The following is a 19,605-nucleotide window of genomic DNA, read 5'->3' on the forward strand; positions in this document are numbered from 1 at the left end:
CATCTCAACAAAATATCAAGCTGCAAATATCTGATTATTTTTTCTCCTCTCCACAACTTTTGAACATGATCCGTTATAAATAAATTATGGACAAATTTAACACAACACTGCAAAAGACAGACCATAACAAGGGTTTGGTGTCAGACGGGTCGAACGTTCCCATTCGACAGTTATTTGTAAATTTGGGCTCTGTCGTTAGTGGTCAGGTGCTGACTACACAATAAACAAGATGAATATGAAACTAATGAAACCTTTTATTATAATTTCCGCTTTAATTCTTACATATTGCTCAGTCAATAATTCGCGAGCAAAAAACAACGACAATGAAACACATTTTGTGGCAGACACGACAAAACACGACAGTACATATCTTTGCACAGGTTGGTATTACGTTGTGTACAACGACAGCAATTTCAAACGACAGTTAGATAAAACTAACGACACCTTTTCCATTGACCCCAAACCAATCGTTACAGCAAAAAACTTTACGACTTTTGAAATTTATACAAGCAACTATGGCGACATAGGGCTCACAATGCAACTTGACGAAAATGGAACTGAAAGCTGGAGTATTGCGACAGAAAAAGCAATTGGAAATTATCTTGCGTTTATTCTTGACGACAAACTTTTGTACCTAGCACGTGTAAATTCTCAAATTACAGTAGGCGTAACGGCATTAAATCGTGGCGACTATTCAAAAGAAGAACTTGAAAAAATTAGAATGATAATTGAAAGTGAAAAATAATACAAACTATCCAAACCGCTAACAAGGGTTTGGTGTCAGGCAGGTCGAACGTTCCCACTCGACAGTTATTTGTTAACTTTTGAATCAACATATGGACATAATATGAACATACTAGTAGTCATTACAAGGAAATATGGTTTTTTTTGATGTAGTTTTAAACGGCAGTATATATGCGCGAACAATAGAGTTGGCGCGATAAGTATCTTAAGTGGGTTTGTGGTTTTTCAGACGCGCAAGGTTGGGGGATTTATATCGGGAAAGACGATAATGGAAATGTTGTGGAAGTGGAAGACTATAAAAAGCTGATGGACGATATTCCCAACAAGATACGTAATGAAATGGGGGTAACCGTTGAGGTTAGTGTACGTGTTTTATAATCAGTTGTTTATGCTTTGTTGCAAAATTTTAGACGTATTTCGTATATAGGTGTGGCTTGAGAAATAGTTTGTATATTGGTTTCGCAAATACAATTGTTATGGGCAAGCTGAGCAGACGATAACACTAACGACAATGAACAAGGAAGTTACTTCAAAAATAATCGGACGACTTAAACAGGAAGACAACTTCCCTGATTGGTGGAAAAGCTCAGAAATTGAAATTCCTTTTTTTGACAACGAAAAGTTGACAATAACATTTACGGATTTTGAGCCTGAGCACGACAAGACTTTTGTTGAAGAAGCAGACCAAGCTTTAACAAACTTCCTTAAACTGACACCTACAGACAGAAACTTAATTTCTGAACTCGCTTATAAAAATTGTATGGACTTTTTAGAAGCAATTGGTTTTGACGAAATGGACGCCCCTCTCAGACAAATAAAAGACCGGAACAAAATTTGGAATTTTATACAGCCGACAGAAATTTATGTAACAAGACGGCCTTATAAGGAACAAGATGTTTATGTCCAAATTGCTTGTGAATGCGATTGGGAACAAGAGCACGGACTTCAGCTTGTGTTTAGACAAGGAAAACAACTGACAAGAATAAGCGACCAAGACGGACATTTAACCGAAGCAGACGCTTATGACAAACCTGACGAGGAAGACGAATTATTATCACATTACAACAATGGAACGACAAGAAAGCTAGCCCATAACGGCACCTTGCCAAAAGCGGGGCGTTCGTGGTGGCACAAACTTTTCGGCTCCGAATAAACATTAGTTGTAGCTTGACAAATGGTACTCCGAAAGCCCTTCCTTCGGTAAACCTCGAAACGCTAGCGGTAATTATAACAGGCGACACCACAGTACCAATAAGTTGAAAAATGACACTACCAAAAGACAGAATAATAATTGCAAGTGATGTTAGCGGCAGGGACGGAATTGGAGTAGAAATTTACCGTGATGACAAGCTCGTGATTGAAATATTTCGTGACGACACAAAACGCACAAGGACTGTTACGCTTTACCAACAAGACGTCTCATTGGACGTACTTGAGGAAAGCATCCAGACTTTTAAAAAAGAAATACCTTGGGACTTTATTGATTACGACAACTTCAAATAATTCGACTTATGCCATTTCCAGTAGACATAAAATATATCCTCGAAACGGAGCAAGAGCTTGAATTTGTATTTCCCGAAAGTTTCAAGTCTAAAATGATAAAAGAGAACGGAGGAGAACTAATGACAGGGGATGGTGATTGGCAGCTGTTTCCGTTTTTTGACAAGTCGGACAACAAAAGAATGAGCAGGACTTGCAACCACATTGTTTTAGAAACTAAACAAGCAAGAGAGTGGGACAATTTCCCTGACAACGGAATTGCAATTGCTTCAAATGGTTCGGGCGACAACTTGGTTTTATTACCATTTGACAACGACAACAAAAAATTGAAAGAAGAAATTTATTTATGGCAACACGAAACGGGAGACATTCAACAAGTAGCGAGGACGATAGACGAACTGACAGAAGAATAAATGTTTACCTTCGGCGTTGCGGTTGCGTCAGGCGGGCTGACATGCAAACCTCGAGCTTTTCGCTTCGGTTGCCCCGCCCGAACGCAAAGCCCGAAACAGTTACCTGCAAGCGCAAAGCCCGACACAGTATGACAGAAATTCTAAAAGCTCAATTTGACGAAATTTGTAAAGGGACAATTCTGCCTTTTTTCAAAGAGCTTGGTTTTAAGCGAAAAACTTTACATTTCGTTAAACAGACAAACGAGGTAACTCAATGTTTCAATGTGCAGAAAAGTCAATGGAATTCTTACCACAATGTTATGTTCACTTTTAATTTTGGATTTTACAACGCAGACATTTCTTCTATTCTTGCTGACAAGGAAATAGTAAATGAATTCCCTAAAACTTATGACTGCTTTATTCAGAATAGACTTGGAATATTTTCCCACAACAGAGACCATTGGTATACGTTATCAAAAAATATTGACGTTAGGAAAACTGCCGAGCAAATTAAAACAGACCTCGAAAAATATTTAAAACCAATGTTTGACAATTACGTTTCGCTTGACACTCTAAAACAGTTAATAGCAAAAGATGAAAAATATATTAGTCCGACTGTTTCACCACATTATTTGATAGCATTTTATATGTTGACAGACCAAATGGAGAAAGGACGCAAAACGATAATTGACACTGTTTCTGACAAAAGCCTTTGGACATACAACCCTGAGGTTTTTCTGAAACAAGACGGACATATGATTTTCTTTTTTAAAAATCAAGAAGTAGAAGAAACTTTGGACATTTTTGAAAACCAAATAACAGTAAGACGAAATAAATGAGAAAAACAACCGCTAACAGGGGAGAGTGTCAGGCGGGCTAACGTATCACTTGGGGCTTTGTGCTCCGAAACCCGAACGAATGCAAAGACTGGGAACGTTATAGGGCATTTTAAGACAGACGACAAAACGATAATGATAAATCAACTATTAAAAGGACTTGTTGACCTAATTTACGGGACAGGACGAGTAAGGCGAAAGTTTGAACTTAACAATCCGAACGAAAAGGTTCTGGCGGCAGACGCAAGTAAGGATATCGTGACCACAACAAATCAAGACATTCAACGTGGACTTGATTGGGTGACATCCCAACGAGCAGTTATCCTGCTGACAGACAAAAAGCTTGTTTGTGGTAAGTGGATAATTCCAATTGATACTATTTCAACGGCTCAACTATTAGAAATTAATTCGCTATTTGGCGGCGGACAAGTCTTAAAAATTCAAACAACGGATGACAAAAACTATCAATTCGGAATGCAATTCAATACTGAATGGACGAGTCAACAACAGCTTCCTTTGACACTTGAACATGGACAAGTAAAACACTCTGCGTTTAGTATTATCGTGAGACTAATTGTAGTTGGATATCTGATTTACTGGATTTATGAACGTTTTTTTGCTAACTAAAAAATATTAGGCAGACTGACAACTGAATGACGATACTGCCTGCTGGCCCGGTTACGACAGACTTACATCAGGTTATGACAAATTTTTCAGCATCTGCCCTTATTTCGGCTCTCGTCTTAGCTCCTAGAGGGGTCGCTTCGAAGTGAACATCCGTACCATTCAAGCTTATAGGGTAGAGCAATCCCGAGCGGACGTTCCGCTTATACTTGCTTTCGCTGATCCCCAATTTTTCAATGAGTTCCTTCCTTATCCATAATTTTCTATCTTCGAGATGAAAGCGTCTCCTTCACGATCCATAGCATGTACCTAATAATAGCCACAGCACTACTGACTTTTGCATTCGTGGGGTATTAACATCGGAAAATCTTGAAAGGTAATAGGTCTGAAAAAAAACTTGGAAACCAATTTGTGAACTCTATTTTTCAGGTGTGCTATTAAATTCTTCCATAAAGATATTCATCTCGACAAATTTAAAATTAGGTCTTCAACCTGTAAGCGGCTAAAGGTCGCTACTCTTTAAGTTTTTATAATTGTAAAATTTAAAGAAATAAGATTATTTAACCTAATTTTGTTGCTGTTACGAGATAAAAAAACTTTAGCGGTCTAAAAACAATAATATGAAGGAAATTTATTCTGTAGATGGTGTAGATAGCATCGATTTGCAATTACTAAATATACTGCACGAGAATTCAAATTTTACTACAAAGGAACTCGCTCAAATGGTGAATCTTTCTGCTTCGCCGGTATTTGAAAGAGTAAAACGGCTGGAAAAAAAAGGCTATATCAAAAAATATATTGCGATACTCGATGCCGAAAAGCTGAACCAGGGCTTTACGGTATTTTGTAACATTAAACTAAAACAGCACGACCGAAGTATAGGCCATAAATTTGTGACGGATATACTGGAAATCAACGAGGTTATAGAATGTTATAACATTTCGGGCGATTATGATTTCCTCTTAAAAGTAACCGTGCGCGACATGAAGCATTACCAAGATTTTGTTTTTAACAAGCTTGGTTCTGTAGATAGTATCGGTAGTACACAGAGCACATTTGTAATGGCTGAAATAAAAAATACTTTTGGAGCAGGAGTAAGGGAAGAATAGGTTTATAGCGCACTGATTTAGTACATCCCCTGTTATTATCGAGCTTGGATTTATACCTATTCCTAAGGGAATCGGTACACGTTCAGTATGCCTGTGTGTTGATTTTTTTGTCTTTACTAATTTCGAGTGTAAGGACGGTTTTTCTACCGGTTTAAATTTCTAAAGGAAAATAATCTGTTTTTTTTTACTTTTACGCTCAAATAAAGAATATTTATCTTTTTTGTTTTTAATAAAAGAATAATTATCTGAATTATATCTTAATTAGAAAAATTCATCTTTTATATTGAAATTTGTAAGACAAAATAACTGAATCCAATTAAATGGGAGCGATTATAAAAGAGGATTCAATACTAAATTAAATGAATTTATGGAAAATATCCAGCATGCCGTCAAGTCTGAATTTGTGTTCACACTAAAGAGTATTTATTTCAACGAGAACTATATACCGTCCAACAGTACGCGTACAACAACCAACTTTGCTAACTTGGCAAGAGGAACAAGCCGTCAAGAAAATTTACGTAATACCATTAATATGATAAACAATCGTTTTAATGCCTTGGCGAACTGGGATAATCCGAATAATGATCGCTATTCGGTAGAGTTAGAGATTGTTTCTGTTGATATCGATATTGATGGTAGCGGTACAACATTCCCATCGATTGAGATTTTAAAAACGCATATTATTGATCATACAACAGGTCAGCGCATTGAAGGTATTGTTGGAAATAACTTTTCTTCTTACGTGCGCGATTACGATTTTAGCGTATTACTTTTGGAGCATAACAAGGGGAAAGACAAGTTTAGCATTCCGGATAATTTTGGGGACTTACACGGTAATATATTTAAGCATTTTGTATCATCAGAAAGTTACAAAAACAACTTTATCAAAGCACCGGTTATATGTTTGAGTGTATCAGATAATAAAATTTATCAACGTACAGGAAACCATCATCCGATATTAGGTTTTGAATATCAACCCAACGAATCTTCTTTAACAGAGCAATACTTCATAAAAATGGGCTTGCAGGTTCGTTATTTTATGCCGCCTAATAGCGTTGCACCTTTGGCGTTTTTCTTCTTCGGAGACTTATTGGCTGATTATACAAATCTTGAATTGATCAGTACGATTAGTACAATGGAGACGTTCCAAAAAATTTATAGACCTGAGATTTATAATGCCAATTCTGCGGCAGGGGTGTGCTATAAACCTAGTTTGAAAAATCAAGATCATTCTTTAACAAAAATTGTATACAACCGGGAAGAGCGTAGTCAGTTAGCAATCGAGCAAGGTAGATTTGCAGAAAAGCATTTCATTAAGCCTCACCAAAGTGCCTTAGAGCAGTGGTCTGCAGATTTTGCGCGTTAATCAATAGAATACATTAAAATTATTTTTATATGAAGAAATTAGTGCCCACCTCAATTGTTGGTAGTTTACCTAAACCGGCTTGGCTTGCACCTCCGGAAAAACTATGGTCACCTTGGAAATTAGAGGGCGATCAGTTACTTGAAGGGAAACAAGATGCTTTACGCATTTCTTTACAAGAACAGCAATTGGCAGGGGTGGATATAATTAGTGATGGTGAGCAAACCCGCCAACATTTCGTAACCACTTTTATTGAGCATTTAAGTGGAGTGGATTTTGAGAATCGCAAAATTGTAAAAATTCGTGACCGTTATGATGCGAGTGTTCCGATTGTTGTTGGTGAGGTTGCACGTCAAAAAGCGGTTTTTGTTGATGATGCCAAATTTTTACGTAAACAGACTGATAAGCCTATAAAATGGGCATTACCAGGGCCGATGACTATGGTAGATACGTTATACGATGACCATTATAAAAGCCGGGAAAAATTAGCGTGGGAATTTGCGAAAGCACTCAATGAAGAAGCCAGAGAACTGCAAGATGCTGGGGTAGATATTATCCAGTTCGATGAACCTGCTTTTAATGTGTTTTTTGATGAAGTTAACGACTGGGGAATGGCAGCACTAGAGAAGGCCATTGAAGGTTTAAAATGTGAAACTGCAGTTCATATTTGTTACGGGTACGGTATCAAAGCTAATAATGACTGGAAAAAAACATTAGGTTCAGAATGGCGTCAGTACGAAGAAATTTTCCCGAAAATTCAAAAATCTAATATTGATATTGTATCGTTAGAATGCCATAACTCAAATGTGCCTTTAAATTTAATTGAACTGGTTCGTGGTAAGAAAGTAATGGTTGGTGCAATTGATGTGGCAAGCAATACTATCGAAACACCAGAAGAGGTAGCTAATACCCTACGTAGAACGCTTGAGTTTGTAAATATCGAGAATCTGTACCCTAGTACAAACTGTGGTATGGCTCCTTTGTCGCGAGAAGTAGCAAGAGGTAAGCTAAGTGCTTTAAGTGCTGGAGCAGAAATTATACGCAAAGAATTTGCAATTTAGTGCCAATGTGTTAATTGGAAAAAATGCATTCTTGTTTGCGCCTTTGTCCGTTGAGTTTTTCCATTAAACTCGACGGACAAAGGCGCATATGAATGTAGACACGCAGTCATATATTGCTCCTTCAATGTGATTCTTTACCACAAAAGAATAAAGGAGCACAGATCGTAAATAAAATTTATATTTCTTTTCGTCGAGCCATTCCCTGAGCAATGATGCTGGCTGCAATCAATTGCAACGCATGATAAAGCATGAGTGGCAACAATACAATGCCGGTGATGGTGCTGTGCTGAAAGAGTACTTTTGACATGACAGTGCCGTGTACCAATGACTTTTTAGATCCACAAAATAAGACAGTAATACGATCTTCATCTGAAAAACCAAAAAAGCGACAGAGAAGTCCGACACAAAAAAATACGGCAAAAAACAAGACCATCATCCCTAGGGTGAGTCCGACAAGTTCAAGAGCGGTAAAACCTTCAAAAAGATGTTCGGAGAATGATTTGCAAAACGACGTATAAATGATCGTGAGGATGATTGCCTGATCGAAATATTTGAGTTGTTTTTTATATTTTTCGGCGATGGCACCAAAACGGGAGTTGAGGCTGATACCGATGATGACAGGCAATAGGACTTGAAGAGTCAACTTTATGACAATATCAGTAACATCAAAATCACCTGTTGCTGAAGCGATGAAAAGCCCAACCCAGAGCGGTGTAACCAATACTCCAATCAAACTGGAAATGCTTGCATTGAAAATGGCTGCAGGAATGTTACCCTTGGCGATGGAAACCATAACCACGGAAGATGAAACGGTAGACGGTAAAGCTGCGAGAAAAAATACACCCAACCAAAGCAACTCGAAGTCGGTGTTGACGAACAAGGGACGAGATGCTAAAACAAGGAGCGGAAAAAACAAAAAGGTTGTCAGTTGAACGACAATATGCATTTTCCAGTTGGAAAGCCCAGCTTTTAGTTTATCAACACTAAGTCGCAACCCATAAAATAAGAAAATCAACGATACGCCTGCATTGGCAATCTCTTCTAGCGAAACAGGTTCTTTGATCATGCCTGGCTGCGGCAAAAAATAGGCCAGCAGAATCATGGTACCTATCATTAACAGGAAACCGTCGAAACCTGCTTTACTTAATACTTTTAATAACTTTTTCAATGTGTTCTTAATATATATTCTTCAGTTGAGCCAAAATTACAAAAATATCTCACGTAGATAAATTTGTTAAATAATATCTTCCGCAGATGGAGCTGATGATATATATCAACAACTTGTCTAACCACAGTAAAAGAATTTGTATAGAATACTTGTACAATGTTTTGGGGATTAAATTTCTTAAAAACAGTAAGTTATTAAAATAGGACGGAGCCGGATTTTTAATTTTTCGTCGACATAGATGGTCAAATGTCTGAGGGAGCTATTTAGTTCTTGGGATAACTTGTCTAAACTTTCAAAATAAACTTTCAGTATTTTTTGAAAGTTCAATAATTTCTTGTATGTTTGTCTCATGGAACTAGTGGAAGCAAAGAAAAAATTTATTGAGACCTGGGGTAAGTTGGGTTCGGAATGGGGTATAAATCGTACTATGGCGCAAGTTCATGCGTTACTTTTGATTTCTCCAGATGCGCTTACTACAGAAGAGATAATGGAAACACTAAGTATCTCGAGAGGAAACGCTAACATGACGTTGAGAGATTTAATCGGTTGGGGCTTGATCGAAAAGCAACATAAAGCAGGGGAGCGCAAAGAATATTTCTATGCAGATAAAGATACTTGGAACATTGCTCGTCAAGTAGCGAAAGAGCGGAAAAAAAGAGAATTAGATCCTGTGATAAAAGCTTTGGATGAATTAACACAAATAAAAGGGGACGTGAATGATTTAGAATACAAGACATTTAACAAATCGGTTACTGATATTAATAAGTTAGCGAAAAATGTAGATAAAACACTAGATACCATGCTTAAAGCCGAAGAAAACTGGTTTTGGGGATCTATTTTTAAAATATTCAAATAGAATATTTTTTTTGCTTTTGTTTTTTCAATTTTTTCTGAAAGTTCAATAATTATAAATATACGCTATAATGAAAACACTTAAAAATCATCTCATTCTTTTCGATGCCGAATGTCCAATGTGTCGTATATATACGCGTGCGTTTGTGAAAAGTGGCATGCTAGATAGCGATGGAAGAATGGCTTATCAAGAGGTTTCAACACAAGATTGTCCGGTACTTGATCGACAACGGGCTATTAACGAAATAGCGCTATTCAACCGGGAAACAGGAGAAGTAACTTACGGAGTTGAAAGCTTGTTTAAGATTTTCGCGACATCATTCCCCATGCTTAAGCCTCTGTTTCTATGGCGGCCTTTTCTTTGGTTGATGAGTAAGATCTATGCTTTTATTTCCTTTAATCGAAGAGTGATTATTCCTGCTACTTCTGCAAATGATAGATTTGAATTGCAGCCTACATTTAAGTTGAACTATCGTCTCGCTTATCTCTTTTTCACTTGGCTGCTTACCTCGGTTATACTTGCGTCTTACGGTCGTTTGATTTTAGGCTTGCTTCCCGAAGGACCTCTGTATCGGGAATATCTAATTTGTGCTGGACAGATTCTTTTTCAGGGGGCTTCCGTGCGTATGATTAACAAAGGTAGAAGCTGGGATTATTTGGGTAATATGATGACTATTTCTTTTGGAGGGGCTATACTTCTTTTTCCTATGATATTTTTAGGGCAATGGTTACATTTTCATCCTTTTTTTTACGCTAGTTGGTTCCTCATAGTCGTTGTCCTCATGTTATTAGAGCACATCAGGCGGACCAAGCTCCTTGGACTCGGTTGGCTGTTAACATGCAGTTGGATACTATATCGTATCCTGGTTATCTTATTGATTCTTTTAAATTCGTAATGAATATGATGTATCAAAAAATAGTACTCGCCGGAGGTAACGGATATCTTGGCGGAGTTTTGGCTGAATATTATAGTCCCCTTGCAAATGAAGTAATTATCCTGAGTAGAAAGAACAAGGTTGCTAAGGGAAATATAAAAACTGTGCTTTGGGACGGTAGCACTACGGGAGAATGGCAAAAATGCCTGATTGGAGCATACTTATTGATCAATCTGTGTGGAAAAAATGTGAATTGCAGATATACAGAGAGAAACAAAATGGCGATTATTCGTTCAAGAGTAGTTCCTACCTCGCTTTTAGGAAGGGTAATAGCTGATATGGACAAACCGCCAAAATTGTGGATTAATGTTACCTCTGCTACCGTTTATAGGCATGCGGAAGATCGACCTCAAGATGAGGAGACGGGAGAGATAGGTTATGGATTTTCTATTGATGTTTGCCGCCAATGGGAACAAGCTTTTTTTAATATAGATACACCTCATACCCGAAAGGTAGCTTTGCGAATGGGGATAGTACTCGGTCGTGCAGATGGCGCTTTCCCTCGGTTGCTAAATTTAGTAAAATGGGGTTTAGGTGGAAAGCAGGGAGATGGTCAACAATATGTTTCGTGGGTACATGAGCAAGATGTCGCAAAGTGTACAGAATGGATAATGACGCATGAACTGTTGACGGGGGTGATTAATTGTACAGCACCCGAGCCAATAAAAAACACACAACTAATGGCAATTATTCGCAAAGCTTATGGGATTGGCTTTGGCTTGCCTACTCCAACATGGTTACTCGAAATAGGAGCAAAGGTGATCGGTACGGAGACTGAGTTGATTCTGAAAAGTAGGTGGGTTTTACCTAAAATTCTCGTTGATAGTGGTTATCGATTTCTTTTTGAAAAAACGGAATATGCGGTGAAGGATCTTTTAAGTATCAGAATTTAATTTTATGACTACTATTTACGAGAGATGTTGTATGTTGAAAAACAAAACTTTCTATAAAAAGAAAGTTCAGAAAAACATTTTTACATTTTTTTTTATTTTTATTAAATCGATTTTAATGTATTTATATGCTTCTGAAGGGAAAAATTTCAATATTGGATTTTGTTAAGACTATTAAGTTTGATTTGATCGCCATTTCGATATTTAGTGTGTTAGTCGGTTTATTGGCTAAAACCCATTATCTGTCTGCCCTGGTTATTCCTTTAGGCTTAATCGCAATTGTAGGAACAGCGATATCTTTGTTGCTTGCTTTTCGTACGGGACAAGCATACGATCGTTGGTGGGAGGCGCGTATCATTTGGGGGGCAATAGTGAATGATTCGCGTACGCTTATCCGCCAACTCAAAGAATTTCTGCCTGAAGACCAAGACGATGAAGTTAGGTTATTTATGGAACGACAGATTATTTGGAACTATGCACTGAGTGAATCTTTAAGAAAATTGCCTTTTTCCAATAAGGTCGAAGCATATTTAAATGCGCATCAAGTAACCGACTTTAATGTGCCTAATGCATTACTAAACTTGCATGGAATGCAGTTGAAAAGTTTGGCGGATCGTGGTTTACTAACTGAATTTAGGCAAGTACAGCTGGATCAGACTTTAACGAAATTATGTGACGCTATGGGAAAATGCGAACGTATTAAAAATACGATTTTTCCGGTTTCTTATAGTACTTTGATTCATTTTCTCATTTACCTATTTACGCTGTTGCTTCCTTTTGGTTTGGATGATAACTACGCTTTCATTAAAGCTGTTCTTACCGCTGCTATTCCAACTATATTTATCGTTATTGAGCGTACCGCTATATTAATGCAGGATCCTTTTGAGAACGGTCCCTTAGATACTCCAATGACAAATATTAGTCAAAACATTGAAGTTGTACTCAGGCAGCAACTAGGTTTGGATGCCGAGAGACCAGCATCGCCGGATCCCGATGCATATTATATTTTATAATCCGATATTTGTCCTGTAGATTTAAAGTGTATCTGTTGCTTTTCTATCATCAGATTAAAATTTCGTCAAGACGAAATACGAATGATTGTAGCGCTAAAAAATGCAAAGGATATGCATGGAGATTTGGTGAGGAAGCACAAACGCCAAATGAGGTAGAATATATAGAGGCCTATTTTATGTGGGCGCAAATACGAATTAAGAATTACTTATAGTGGAACAAAAAACTCATTTTTTTAGAGGAAAGCCTCATCTGTTACTTCATGTTTCTGCTTGGCTCTGTTTTCTGTCTTTTCCTGTTTTTTTTCTGGATAGTCGAAACTTTAGCTTCATCTTGTGCTCTTCTGAATTTTGGTTCTTTACATGCTGTTTTCTTTCTTGTTTTTACATCAATGCTTATTGGTGGGCGCCATATGTGATAAGAAAAAGAAAAATTCTTTTGTATGTTGTTTCTGTTGTGCTTGTTGGAGGCCTATTTGCCTTTTATTTGCAGCCTTTTGACAAACTTATGCGTCGTAGCACTACAAATCACTCATCCGTGGTGTCGCCACCTATACCGTTAGAGTTCCGGGGCAACGATTTCCCGCCACCAAAACCTCCACAAGGACCACATAATAATCCCTCAATAGGTAGAGGTGGGCAAAATATTGATGTCGCTGCTGTCTATATATTTTTGTTGGTCCTCGCCTTAGGAACGTTGTTTCGGATTACAAGTTATTGGATGGAATCGGAAAGAAAAGTTCAACAGGAACAAAATGACAGAATGAAGGCCGAATTATCTTTCTTAAAGGCCCAAGTTCATCCTCATTTTTTATTTAATACGCTCAATAATATTTATTCGCTTGCGCTGACGAATGATCCAGCAGTGGCGGAGAGTATTTATAAATTATCGAAATTGATGCGGTATTACATGGATGAAAAAGAAGATAACGAAATAAATATTTCTTTAGAAATACAGGTTATAAAAGATTTTATTGCTTTGCAGAAATTAAGAACAGGACCTAATTGCCTTATAAAAGAGCAGTATTTGGGGTTGCATTTCGATAAAAAGATTCAACCTTTTATTCTTTTACCATTTATAGAAAATGCTTTTAAGTTTGGATTGAGCTCTATTGAAGAATGCGAACTGTCATTTGCTATTGAACTAACAGCATCTTCGTGTGAATTGACGGTTAGAAATTCAATTCCTAGAAAAAAAAATCTACAATCTAGTGCTGGGACAGGCATAAAGAATACTTTACGCTTATTGACTCATTTTTATAAAGATCGATTTGTAATCGATATTCAAGAGGATGAGCGGAGTTTTTTTGTGAAGCTTTTACTTTATATTTGATACTATGTTGTCTTGTATTGCTCTAGATGATGAACCATTAGCTTTGCGTATTCTTATAGAGTTCGCAAGGAGGCACTCGGCTGTTCATCTTTTGGCCTCCTTTTCCAGTCCTTTGGAGGCCAGACGCTATATAGATGAAAATAAAGTTGATCTGCTCTTTTTGGATATCGACATGCTTGAAGTCAATGGAATTGAGTTCTTCCGGGAATTAAAGCAAAAACCCCTGTTGGTTTTTACTACTGCCCATAAGGAATATGCCGTCGAAGGATTTGAGGTGGATGCTGTAGATTATTTATTGAAGCCTTTTGATTTTTCTCGATTTTCTCGGGCAATTGAGAAAGTGCAGGCCCGGTTTGTGAAAACGATAGATCGCCCATTTCTTTCCGTTTATTCGGAATACCAGCGTACTAAAATTTATTTGGATGAAATTGAATGCATTGAAAGTATGCAAGACTATGTCAAAATACATTTGATTACAGGTAAAATTATTTTGACGTTATCTACGATGAAAGCCATGCAGGAACGTCTTCCTCCAGATAGTTTCATCCGCATCCACCGAAGTTATATAGTTGCCACTGCACGGATTCTTTCTTTTTCGAATAGAAAGGTGCAACTTCCTCATTTTTCACTCAGTGTGGGGGAAAGTTATTATAAAGATGTTATTCAATTATTTGGAGATTCGTCGGTACAATAGTATCATTGGTCGGTACTTAACAATATTTTACAAATTCTCCCTGTAAACTTGTCGGTATCAAGAAGAGATATTATGGAAAGAAAGCATTTTATTAGGACATTATCTTTTTTAGCCTTTTCAGGTCCCATGGTTTGGGCTGCTTGTAAAAAAGATGATGACGTTACGACGTCTGAACAATCAGGAGAAGATATCGATGTGGATACGAGCTGTAGTGTGACGCCTACGGAAACTGAAGGTCCGTTTCCAACAAAGACACCCTCGTCTTATGTACGCTCCGATATCCGAAAAGGAGATAACATTGGTGTGGATATGACAGCACTGATCACCATTGCTAATGTGAGTAATAACTGTGCTGCATTAGAGGGCGCACTTGTAGATATCTGGCATTGTGATGTAGATGGTAACTATTCTCAATATGGTGGTACACAGATGCAATCTAGCAATTATCAATCTGTAAATTGGTACCGTGGTCGCCAAGTAACAGATGCAAACGGGCTCGTAACTTTTCAAACAATCTTCCCAGGTTGGTATCAATCCCGGGCAACACACATTCACGTACATGTGTACGATTCGACGGGTAAATCACTTCTCGTGACACAGATAGCATTTCAAGATAGTTTATGTATTAGTGTAAATACAAATGGATCTTCTTATGGCTATACAAAGGGGACATCAGGTTATACTTATAATGCAAATGATAATGTGTTTGGTGACGGTGTGGATAAGGAAATGTCTACTGTTACAGGTTCTCTTTCAGAAGGTTATGAGATGAAAATTACGATTAAGGTAAGTGCTTGATAAAGTGAGGTTTATTTATGGATGATATTCGTATATATATAGCCGATCAACGTGGAGAAATAGAATCTGATAATGTGCTGGTAAAAAGTACGTTGAATTACGGTTCTTTTTCCGCTCCCTATCGGTCGCCTATAGGAAAGCTTAAACACGTTAATGAATGGCGAGGAAAGGGAACTAAGAGTATCTTTTCGTTGACTTCAGCAAAAGGTGATACACACGTTGTTGTTCCATTGGCAGGTGATTTATCCATAACAATAGGAACAGAAAAGCATGAAGTACTTTTGGGTACTGTTTTTATTTATCAAGCTGCTGATAACGCTACAGGATTAGTCGTTAGCTCTTTAACAGCAGAAGATGATGAGATGGTTTTTCAGGAATTGATCTTCTCATCGGTGAAAGATACTTTAAACCTTGTAACTTGTTTAAAGTTGCCAATCGTCGATCTAAACCAGAGGAATAAGGTACTTCCTCTGGATAACGATGCTTTCGAATTCCGACTTTATTTTGGAGCATTTGTAGGAAGGCATACGTTCCATTTAAGCTTAGATGAGAAATTTTCAAATTTCTTTATACTAACGTTGGATGGTACTTTCGAAGTAGAAGAGCGGTTATTATATACTGGTGATGCATTATTTCTGCCTAGGCCTACGCAGGTGGAAACAGAATGCTTGTCGACTGCAGGTTTGCTGTTGGCGATATACTTTTAAGAAGTTGTTCTAATTTATAAGTTATTATATGAGCTTACTTGGGTTGATTAATTTGTTGAAACTAAATAAAAAAACTCCCGGAGCAGAGCGCTTCAGGAGTTTACCAAACCAATTATTAACCTAAATTATGAATTACTTATATAACGTATTGTACTGCGTTTTGTTTTATCAATAGGTGATTTATTTATTATTTTCCTTTTCATCCTGATATTGTTGAAACATACGGGATGTTCTCCGTTTAATTTTATCCCTCAAAATTTTGGGTGATAATACTTGAATACACTCTCCAAAGCCCAAAATTTCGCGCTCCAACTCAAAGTTTAGCACCACGTCTAAACGGATGGTGATTCCACCATTTTCTTCTTTTGTCAAGAGCTGTTGGGAATTATGAATAGGTTTCGTGAGTACATAAGGTGCATTGTAGGAGTCTATTCGTAATATAACACGATGCCCTCTATCTTTTTCTGTCTTGGTAACCCCAATAGTGTCTGCATAGTAACGTTCAAAATCTACACCTTCGTATTCGATGTAATCCGCTTTTGTCATTTCCGCCATATCTTCGATGCGATCTAATGCAAGTGTGATTAATGTTTTTCCTTTTCGTGGTCGACAAATAACAAACCATCTATTGCGGTATTCTTTTAATAGATAAGGATAATAAACGGCATCTTGTTCGTTGGCAGATTTGAATGATTTGTAGGTAATTAATAAAGGTATCTTTTCACGAATGGCTTTATGTATCGGTGTAATCCATTTCAATCCTTTTAATAATTTATTACTTTCTAATTGGACATAAGAAGGATTTTTTTCGTTTTTTTTGGATAGATTATTCTCTAGGCGAACGATCATATCGCTCATCTCATCAAAATATGAAAAGCCATTGAGGTGCTTTAAAATGTCTACAGCATCTTTCATTTTAGCCATATCGTTATCGCTTAATGGCGAGTTACTGATCGAATATTGTGCATCTTCGTAAGTATAATATTTGCGTTTTAAGACAACGATTGGAGCATTGTAGCCTAGCTTATTGCTGCGCATGAGTTGAATATCTCCTTGCACCGTTCGTTTGCTGACGCCACTGTGGATCCCCTCTAATTCATAGATGCCATCTGAAACTTTTTCGATTAAGTCGTCAAGGGTCCATTTGCGGTGCCGTTGTCGAAGGCAATTATCAATTATCTTATATCGAATTAAAGCTAGTTTATTAATAGCCATATCTGTTTCTGTTACAATGTTGTTAGATAAAGTTAAATCATTTTGATTAGCCACGCAATACAAATGCGTAATACACTCTCTTGTATTGTTTTTAGTTTTTTATGTTGTTGTATTTTAGTTGTTTATGTTTTTTTTGTGTTTTTTATTTTTTACGTAAAATGGTTGCGCAGTACCTGCGCCATCTTTGTGTTGTCGGATGTGACAAACGTTCTTTGATGAAATAACGAGAGTTTATAAATATTTGCCTTCGGGCATAAAGAGACCTTAAATCAGAAATGAGCCCTAGTCGCCTGTTTCTGTATAGCAGGGAAGTATTGATTCCGTGGAATGCAATATGCTGGTAAAGTGGATGATTTTGAGGTTTTAACGCGCTAGCGTCGTAGGTTCGAATCCTACTTCCGATCACTCGGAATAGCTCAGGGGTAGAGCATAGCACCAGTGTTGTGTGTCACAGGTTCGATTCCTGTCTTACAAAATGTGAGTAGTTCAGTGGTAGAACAACAACTTTCAATCGTGTGGGTTCGAATCCCACTTCTATTTCGATAGAATTGCATAATTGGGTAGTGTACAGATTCAGTGAATCTGATTTTGAAAAGTTATGACTTTCTTCAAAAAAGTCCAAAAAGAGCTTTTCCTTACCTCGTTCGCAACTCGTTTCCCACCCCAATTAAAGCAGGTGTTATCTGCTGATGAGGGGATCGAAACATAAGTTGAAGTTATTTACTCAACTTGTATTTCAAAACAAGTAATCGTGTGGATAATTGCATTTTAATAGTTAATTAATGCGGTTGTACAGTCGTCTACTCCTTTTGAGATCCGTGAGAAGATAATGAACGAGATAGGAAAGGCTTTTAAAAGCAAATGGTATCGATAGTGCAGTAGTCATATTATGGCTTGCGTCATTATTGCAAGAAAATAAAAAAGTAGAAATCATGAAAAGAGTAACAATTAGTATCAATCATGTTGGTTTAGTCGTCAAAAACAATAACGTTTTACGCTTGCTTACCGCTGGTAAGCATTGGTTGGGATTTAGAGAACGTATCGAAATATATGATCTATCAATTCCATTCTCTACAAAGCATGCTATTGATGTGCTCTTACAATTGAATGGTTTTTCTGATGTAGTTGAAATTGTTGAGGTAGCTGATGATGAAATTTGTCTTGTTTTTGTGAACAACAACTTTCACAAGGTACTGCCTGCGGGGCGACATGTTTTCTGGAAGAGTTTGGATCGCTACCGTTTTCAAATAGAGAGTATTGCAACGATAGAAATTCCACCTACGGTGGGGAGGCTGCTGTTGGAAAAACAACCTTTGGCATCCTATATTCGGCAGTATACGTTAGAACCTTCGGAAAAAGGTTTGCTTTTTGTTGATGGCGTTTTTACGAAGGTATTGGATGGAGGAAAGTATTACTGGTGGAAAAATTCTACTTCCATTGCGGTAAGTAAAGCCGATATGCGGGGCGTTGCGCTAGAAATGTCGGGACAGGAAATCTTAACGAGAGATAAAGCACAGATACGTATTAATTTCTCGATACATTATCAAGTGCAAGATTTGGAGAAAGCGTTGTTAGCGAATAAAGATTACGAAAAACAATTATATGCGCGATTGCAAATGTTGCTTAGGATGTATGTAGGTCAGTTGTCTTTAGATGAGTTAATGGAGAACAAAACTGAAATTGGGAAATATATCATGCGCGAGGGAGCCGAAGATGCGAATGCGCTAGGGGTGATATTGTATCGTGCTGGGGTAAAAGATATTATTCTTCCAGGGGATGTACGAGATATTATGAATCATGTGTTGATTGCAGAGAAATGTGCACAAGCGAATATTATCATGCGGAGAGAGGAAACAGCCTCAACAAGAAGTCTATTGAATACGGCACGTTTAATGGAGGAGAATAGTATGTTGTATAAGTTAAAAGAAATGGAATATGTGGAGAAAATTGCTGAAAAAGTAAATAGTATTTCACTGTCTGGTAATGGGCAAATTATAGATCAGCTAAAGCATTTGTTTGTAAAGTAGGCGCCGAATAAAAATACTTTGTTTGTAAAAAGAGGTGTAAGGGGCATCATAAAGAGGTCGATGCTCCTTACTTGAATGGGGGATTACAGCACCTACTTACAGTACCCAAAATGCGAGCGAAATCTTCTTGCTGTTATTTGATGTGTTTTAGCTTGAAAACAGATTATTTAAACGGTTTAGTTTGTGTTTTTATTAGGTTATTTGCCCAATAGGCAGTAATAGTTCTGTTGTTTTAAGCCGTTTTTTTTGATAAAAATGCAGGTTTTGGTCTGTATTTATATATATTTAGAAGACATTTACAGGGTTATGCCTGATGTATGCCGATTTTATATATAATATTTCAGAAA

The 19,605-nt window shown here is 37.3% G+C and carries 21 protein-coding genes and 1 tRNA gene; 20 read left to right on the top strand and 2 right to left on the bottom strand.

Annotated features, from left to right (window positions below):
• The first annotated feature begins 86 nt into the window (after window positions 1–86).
• The 10 genes from ACSZOX_RS19750 to ACSZOX_RS19795 all read left to right on the top strand — a co-directional run bounded on the left by ACSZOX_RS19750 (window position 87) and on the right by ACSZOX_RS19795 (window position 7,629).
• The gene (locus ACSZOX_RS19750; protein WP_437921916.1) at window positions 87–224 is read left to right on the top strand and encodes a hypothetical protein; all 138 of its coding nucleotides are present in this window, start codon (window positions 87–89) and stop codon (window positions 222–224) included.
• 11 nt (window positions 225–235) lie between these two features.
• On the top strand, window positions 236–745 hold the full coding sequence (locus tag ACSZOX_RS19755; protein ID WP_437921917.1) for a SecDF P1 head subdomain-containing protein: 510 nt from the start codon (window positions 236–238) through the stop codon (window positions 743–745).
• Between the two features lie 510 nt (window positions 746–1,255).
• Window positions 1,256–1,897: a DUF6985 domain-containing protein gene (locus ACSZOX_RS19760; protein ID WP_437921918.1), complete on the top strand. Its 642-nt coding sequence runs from the start codon at window positions 1,256–1,258 to the stop codon at window positions 1,895–1,897.
• A 110-nt stretch (window positions 1,898–2,007) separates the two neighbouring features.
• Complete coding sequence (locus ACSZOX_RS19765) at window positions 2,008–2,247, top strand: hypothetical protein (protein WP_437921919.1); 240 nt, start codon at window positions 2,008–2,010, stop codon at window positions 2,245–2,247.
• An 8-nt stretch (window positions 2,248–2,255) separates the two neighbouring features.
• Window positions 2,256–2,657, top strand: coding sequence for an SMI1/KNR4 family protein (locus ACSZOX_RS19770; RefSeq protein ID WP_437921920.1), 402 nt, complete (start codon window positions 2,256–2,258; stop codon window positions 2,655–2,657).
• Between the two features lie 128 nt (window positions 2,658–2,785).
• Window positions 2,786–3,475 carry a DUF4304 domain-containing protein gene (locus ACSZOX_RS19775; RefSeq protein WP_437921921.1) on the top strand — a complete coding sequence of 230 codons (690 nt, stop codon included), beginning with the start codon at window positions 2,786–2,788 and terminating at the stop codon, window positions 3,473–3,475.
• 132 nt (window positions 3,476–3,607) lie between these two features.
• A complete protein-coding gene (locus ACSZOX_RS19780; protein WP_437921922.1) occupies window positions 3,608–4,099 on the top strand; it encodes a hypothetical protein in 492 nt (163 codons plus the stop codon).
• A gap of 617 nt (window positions 4,100–4,716) precedes the next feature.
• On the top strand, window positions 4,717–5,205 hold the full coding sequence (locus ACSZOX_RS19785; protein WP_437921923.1) for an Lrp/AsnC family transcriptional regulator: 489 nt from the start codon (window positions 4,717–4,719) through the stop codon (window positions 5,203–5,205).
• Between the two features lie 367 nt (window positions 5,206–5,572).
• Entirely contained in the window at window positions 5,573–6,571 is a 999-nt protein-coding gene (locus ACSZOX_RS19790; protein ID WP_437921924.1) for a DUF1852 domain-containing protein, read from the top strand.
• Window positions 6,572–6,600: 29 nt separating this feature from the next.
• Window positions 6,601–7,629 (top strand): methionine synthase, encoded by a 1,029-nt coding sequence (locus ACSZOX_RS19795; RefSeq protein WP_437921925.1) that lies wholly within the window; start codon window positions 6,601–6,603, stop codon window positions 7,627–7,629.
• Between the two features lie 175 nt (window positions 7,630–7,804).
• Here the strand turns inward: ACSZOX_RS19795 and ACSZOX_RS19800 are convergent, their stop codons facing one another.
• On the bottom strand, window positions 7,805–8,797 hold the full coding sequence (locus tag ACSZOX_RS19800; protein WP_437921926.1) for a bile acid:sodium symporter family protein: 993 nt from the start codon (window positions 8,795–8,797) through the stop codon (window positions 7,805–7,807).
• A gap of 349 nt (window positions 8,798–9,146) precedes the next feature.
• On the opposite strand from ACSZOX_RS19800, the gene ACSZOX_RS19805 reads away from it, so the two are divergent.
• The 8 genes from ACSZOX_RS19805 (at window position 9,147) to ACSZOX_RS19840 (ending at window position 16,016) form a co-directional block, all read left to right on the top strand.
• Window positions 9,147–9,653, top strand: coding sequence for a GbsR/MarR family transcriptional regulator (locus ACSZOX_RS19805; protein ID WP_437921927.1), 507 nt, complete (start codon window positions 9,147–9,149; stop codon window positions 9,651–9,653).
• Window positions 9,654–9,720: 67 nt separating this feature from the next.
• Window positions 9,721–10,545 (top strand): DCC1-like thiol-disulfide oxidoreductase family protein, encoded by an 825-nt coding sequence (locus ACSZOX_RS19810; protein WP_437921928.1) that lies wholly within the window; start codon window positions 9,721–9,723, stop codon window positions 10,543–10,545.
• A gap of 5 nt (window positions 10,546–10,550) precedes the next feature.
• The gene (locus tag ACSZOX_RS19815; RefSeq protein WP_437921929.1) at window positions 10,551–11,477 is read left to right on the top strand and encodes a TIGR01777 family oxidoreductase; all 927 of its coding nucleotides are present in this window, start codon (window positions 10,551–10,553) and stop codon (window positions 11,475–11,477) included.
• Window positions 11,478–11,602: 125 nt separating this feature from the next.
• A complete protein-coding gene (locus ACSZOX_RS19820) occupies window positions 11,603–12,487 on the top strand; it encodes a bestrophin family protein (RefSeq protein ID WP_437921930.1) in 885 nt (294 codons plus the stop codon).
• Between the two features lie 412 nt (window positions 12,488–12,899).
• The gene (locus ACSZOX_RS19825; RefSeq protein WP_437921931.1) at window positions 12,900–13,817 is read left to right on the top strand and encodes a sensor histidine kinase; all 918 of its coding nucleotides are present in this window, start codon (window positions 12,900–12,902) and stop codon (window positions 13,815–13,817) included.
• 4 nt (window positions 13,818–13,821) lie between these two features.
• Window positions 13,822–14,511 (top strand): LytR/AlgR family response regulator transcription factor, encoded by a 690-nt coding sequence (locus ACSZOX_RS19830; protein ID WP_437921932.1) that lies wholly within the window; start codon window positions 13,822–13,824, stop codon window positions 14,509–14,511.
• Between the two features lie 72 nt (window positions 14,512–14,583).
• Window positions 14,584–15,309, top strand: coding sequence for an intradiol ring-cleavage dioxygenase (locus ACSZOX_RS19835; RefSeq protein WP_437921933.1), 726 nt, complete (start codon window positions 14,584–14,586; stop codon window positions 15,307–15,309).
• Between the two features lie 17 nt (window positions 15,310–15,326).
• Window positions 15,327–16,016 (top strand): hypothetical protein, encoded by a 690-nt coding sequence (locus ACSZOX_RS19840; protein ID WP_437921934.1) that lies wholly within the window; start codon window positions 15,327–15,329, stop codon window positions 16,014–16,016.
• A 180-nt stretch (window positions 16,017–16,196) separates the two neighbouring features.
• On the opposite strand, the gene ACSZOX_RS19845 is transcribed toward ACSZOX_RS19840, so the two are convergent.
• Window positions 16,197–17,231 carry a helix-turn-helix transcriptional regulator gene (locus ACSZOX_RS19845; RefSeq protein ID WP_437921935.1) on the bottom strand — a complete coding sequence of 345 codons (1,035 nt, stop codon included), beginning with the start codon at window positions 17,229–17,231 and terminating at the stop codon, window positions 16,197–16,199.
• A 473-nt stretch (window positions 17,232–17,704) separates the two neighbouring features.
• On the opposite strand from ACSZOX_RS19845, the gene ACSZOX_RS19850 reads away from it, so the two are divergent.
• Window positions 17,705–17,772 (top strand) — tRNA-OTHER (locus tag ACSZOX_RS19850).
• Window positions 17,773–18,163: 391 nt separating this feature from the next.
• Window positions 18,164–19,258, top strand: coding sequence for a slipin family protein (locus ACSZOX_RS19855; RefSeq protein WP_437921936.1), 1,095 nt, complete (start codon window positions 18,164–18,166; stop codon window positions 19,256–19,258).
• Window positions 19,259–19,605 lie beyond the last annotated feature (347 nt).

Source organism: Sphingobacterium sp. LRF_L2 (assembly GCF_965644235.1).
Lineage (GTDB): Bacteria > Bacteroidota > Bacteroidia > Sphingobacteriales > Sphingobacteriaceae > Sphingobacterium.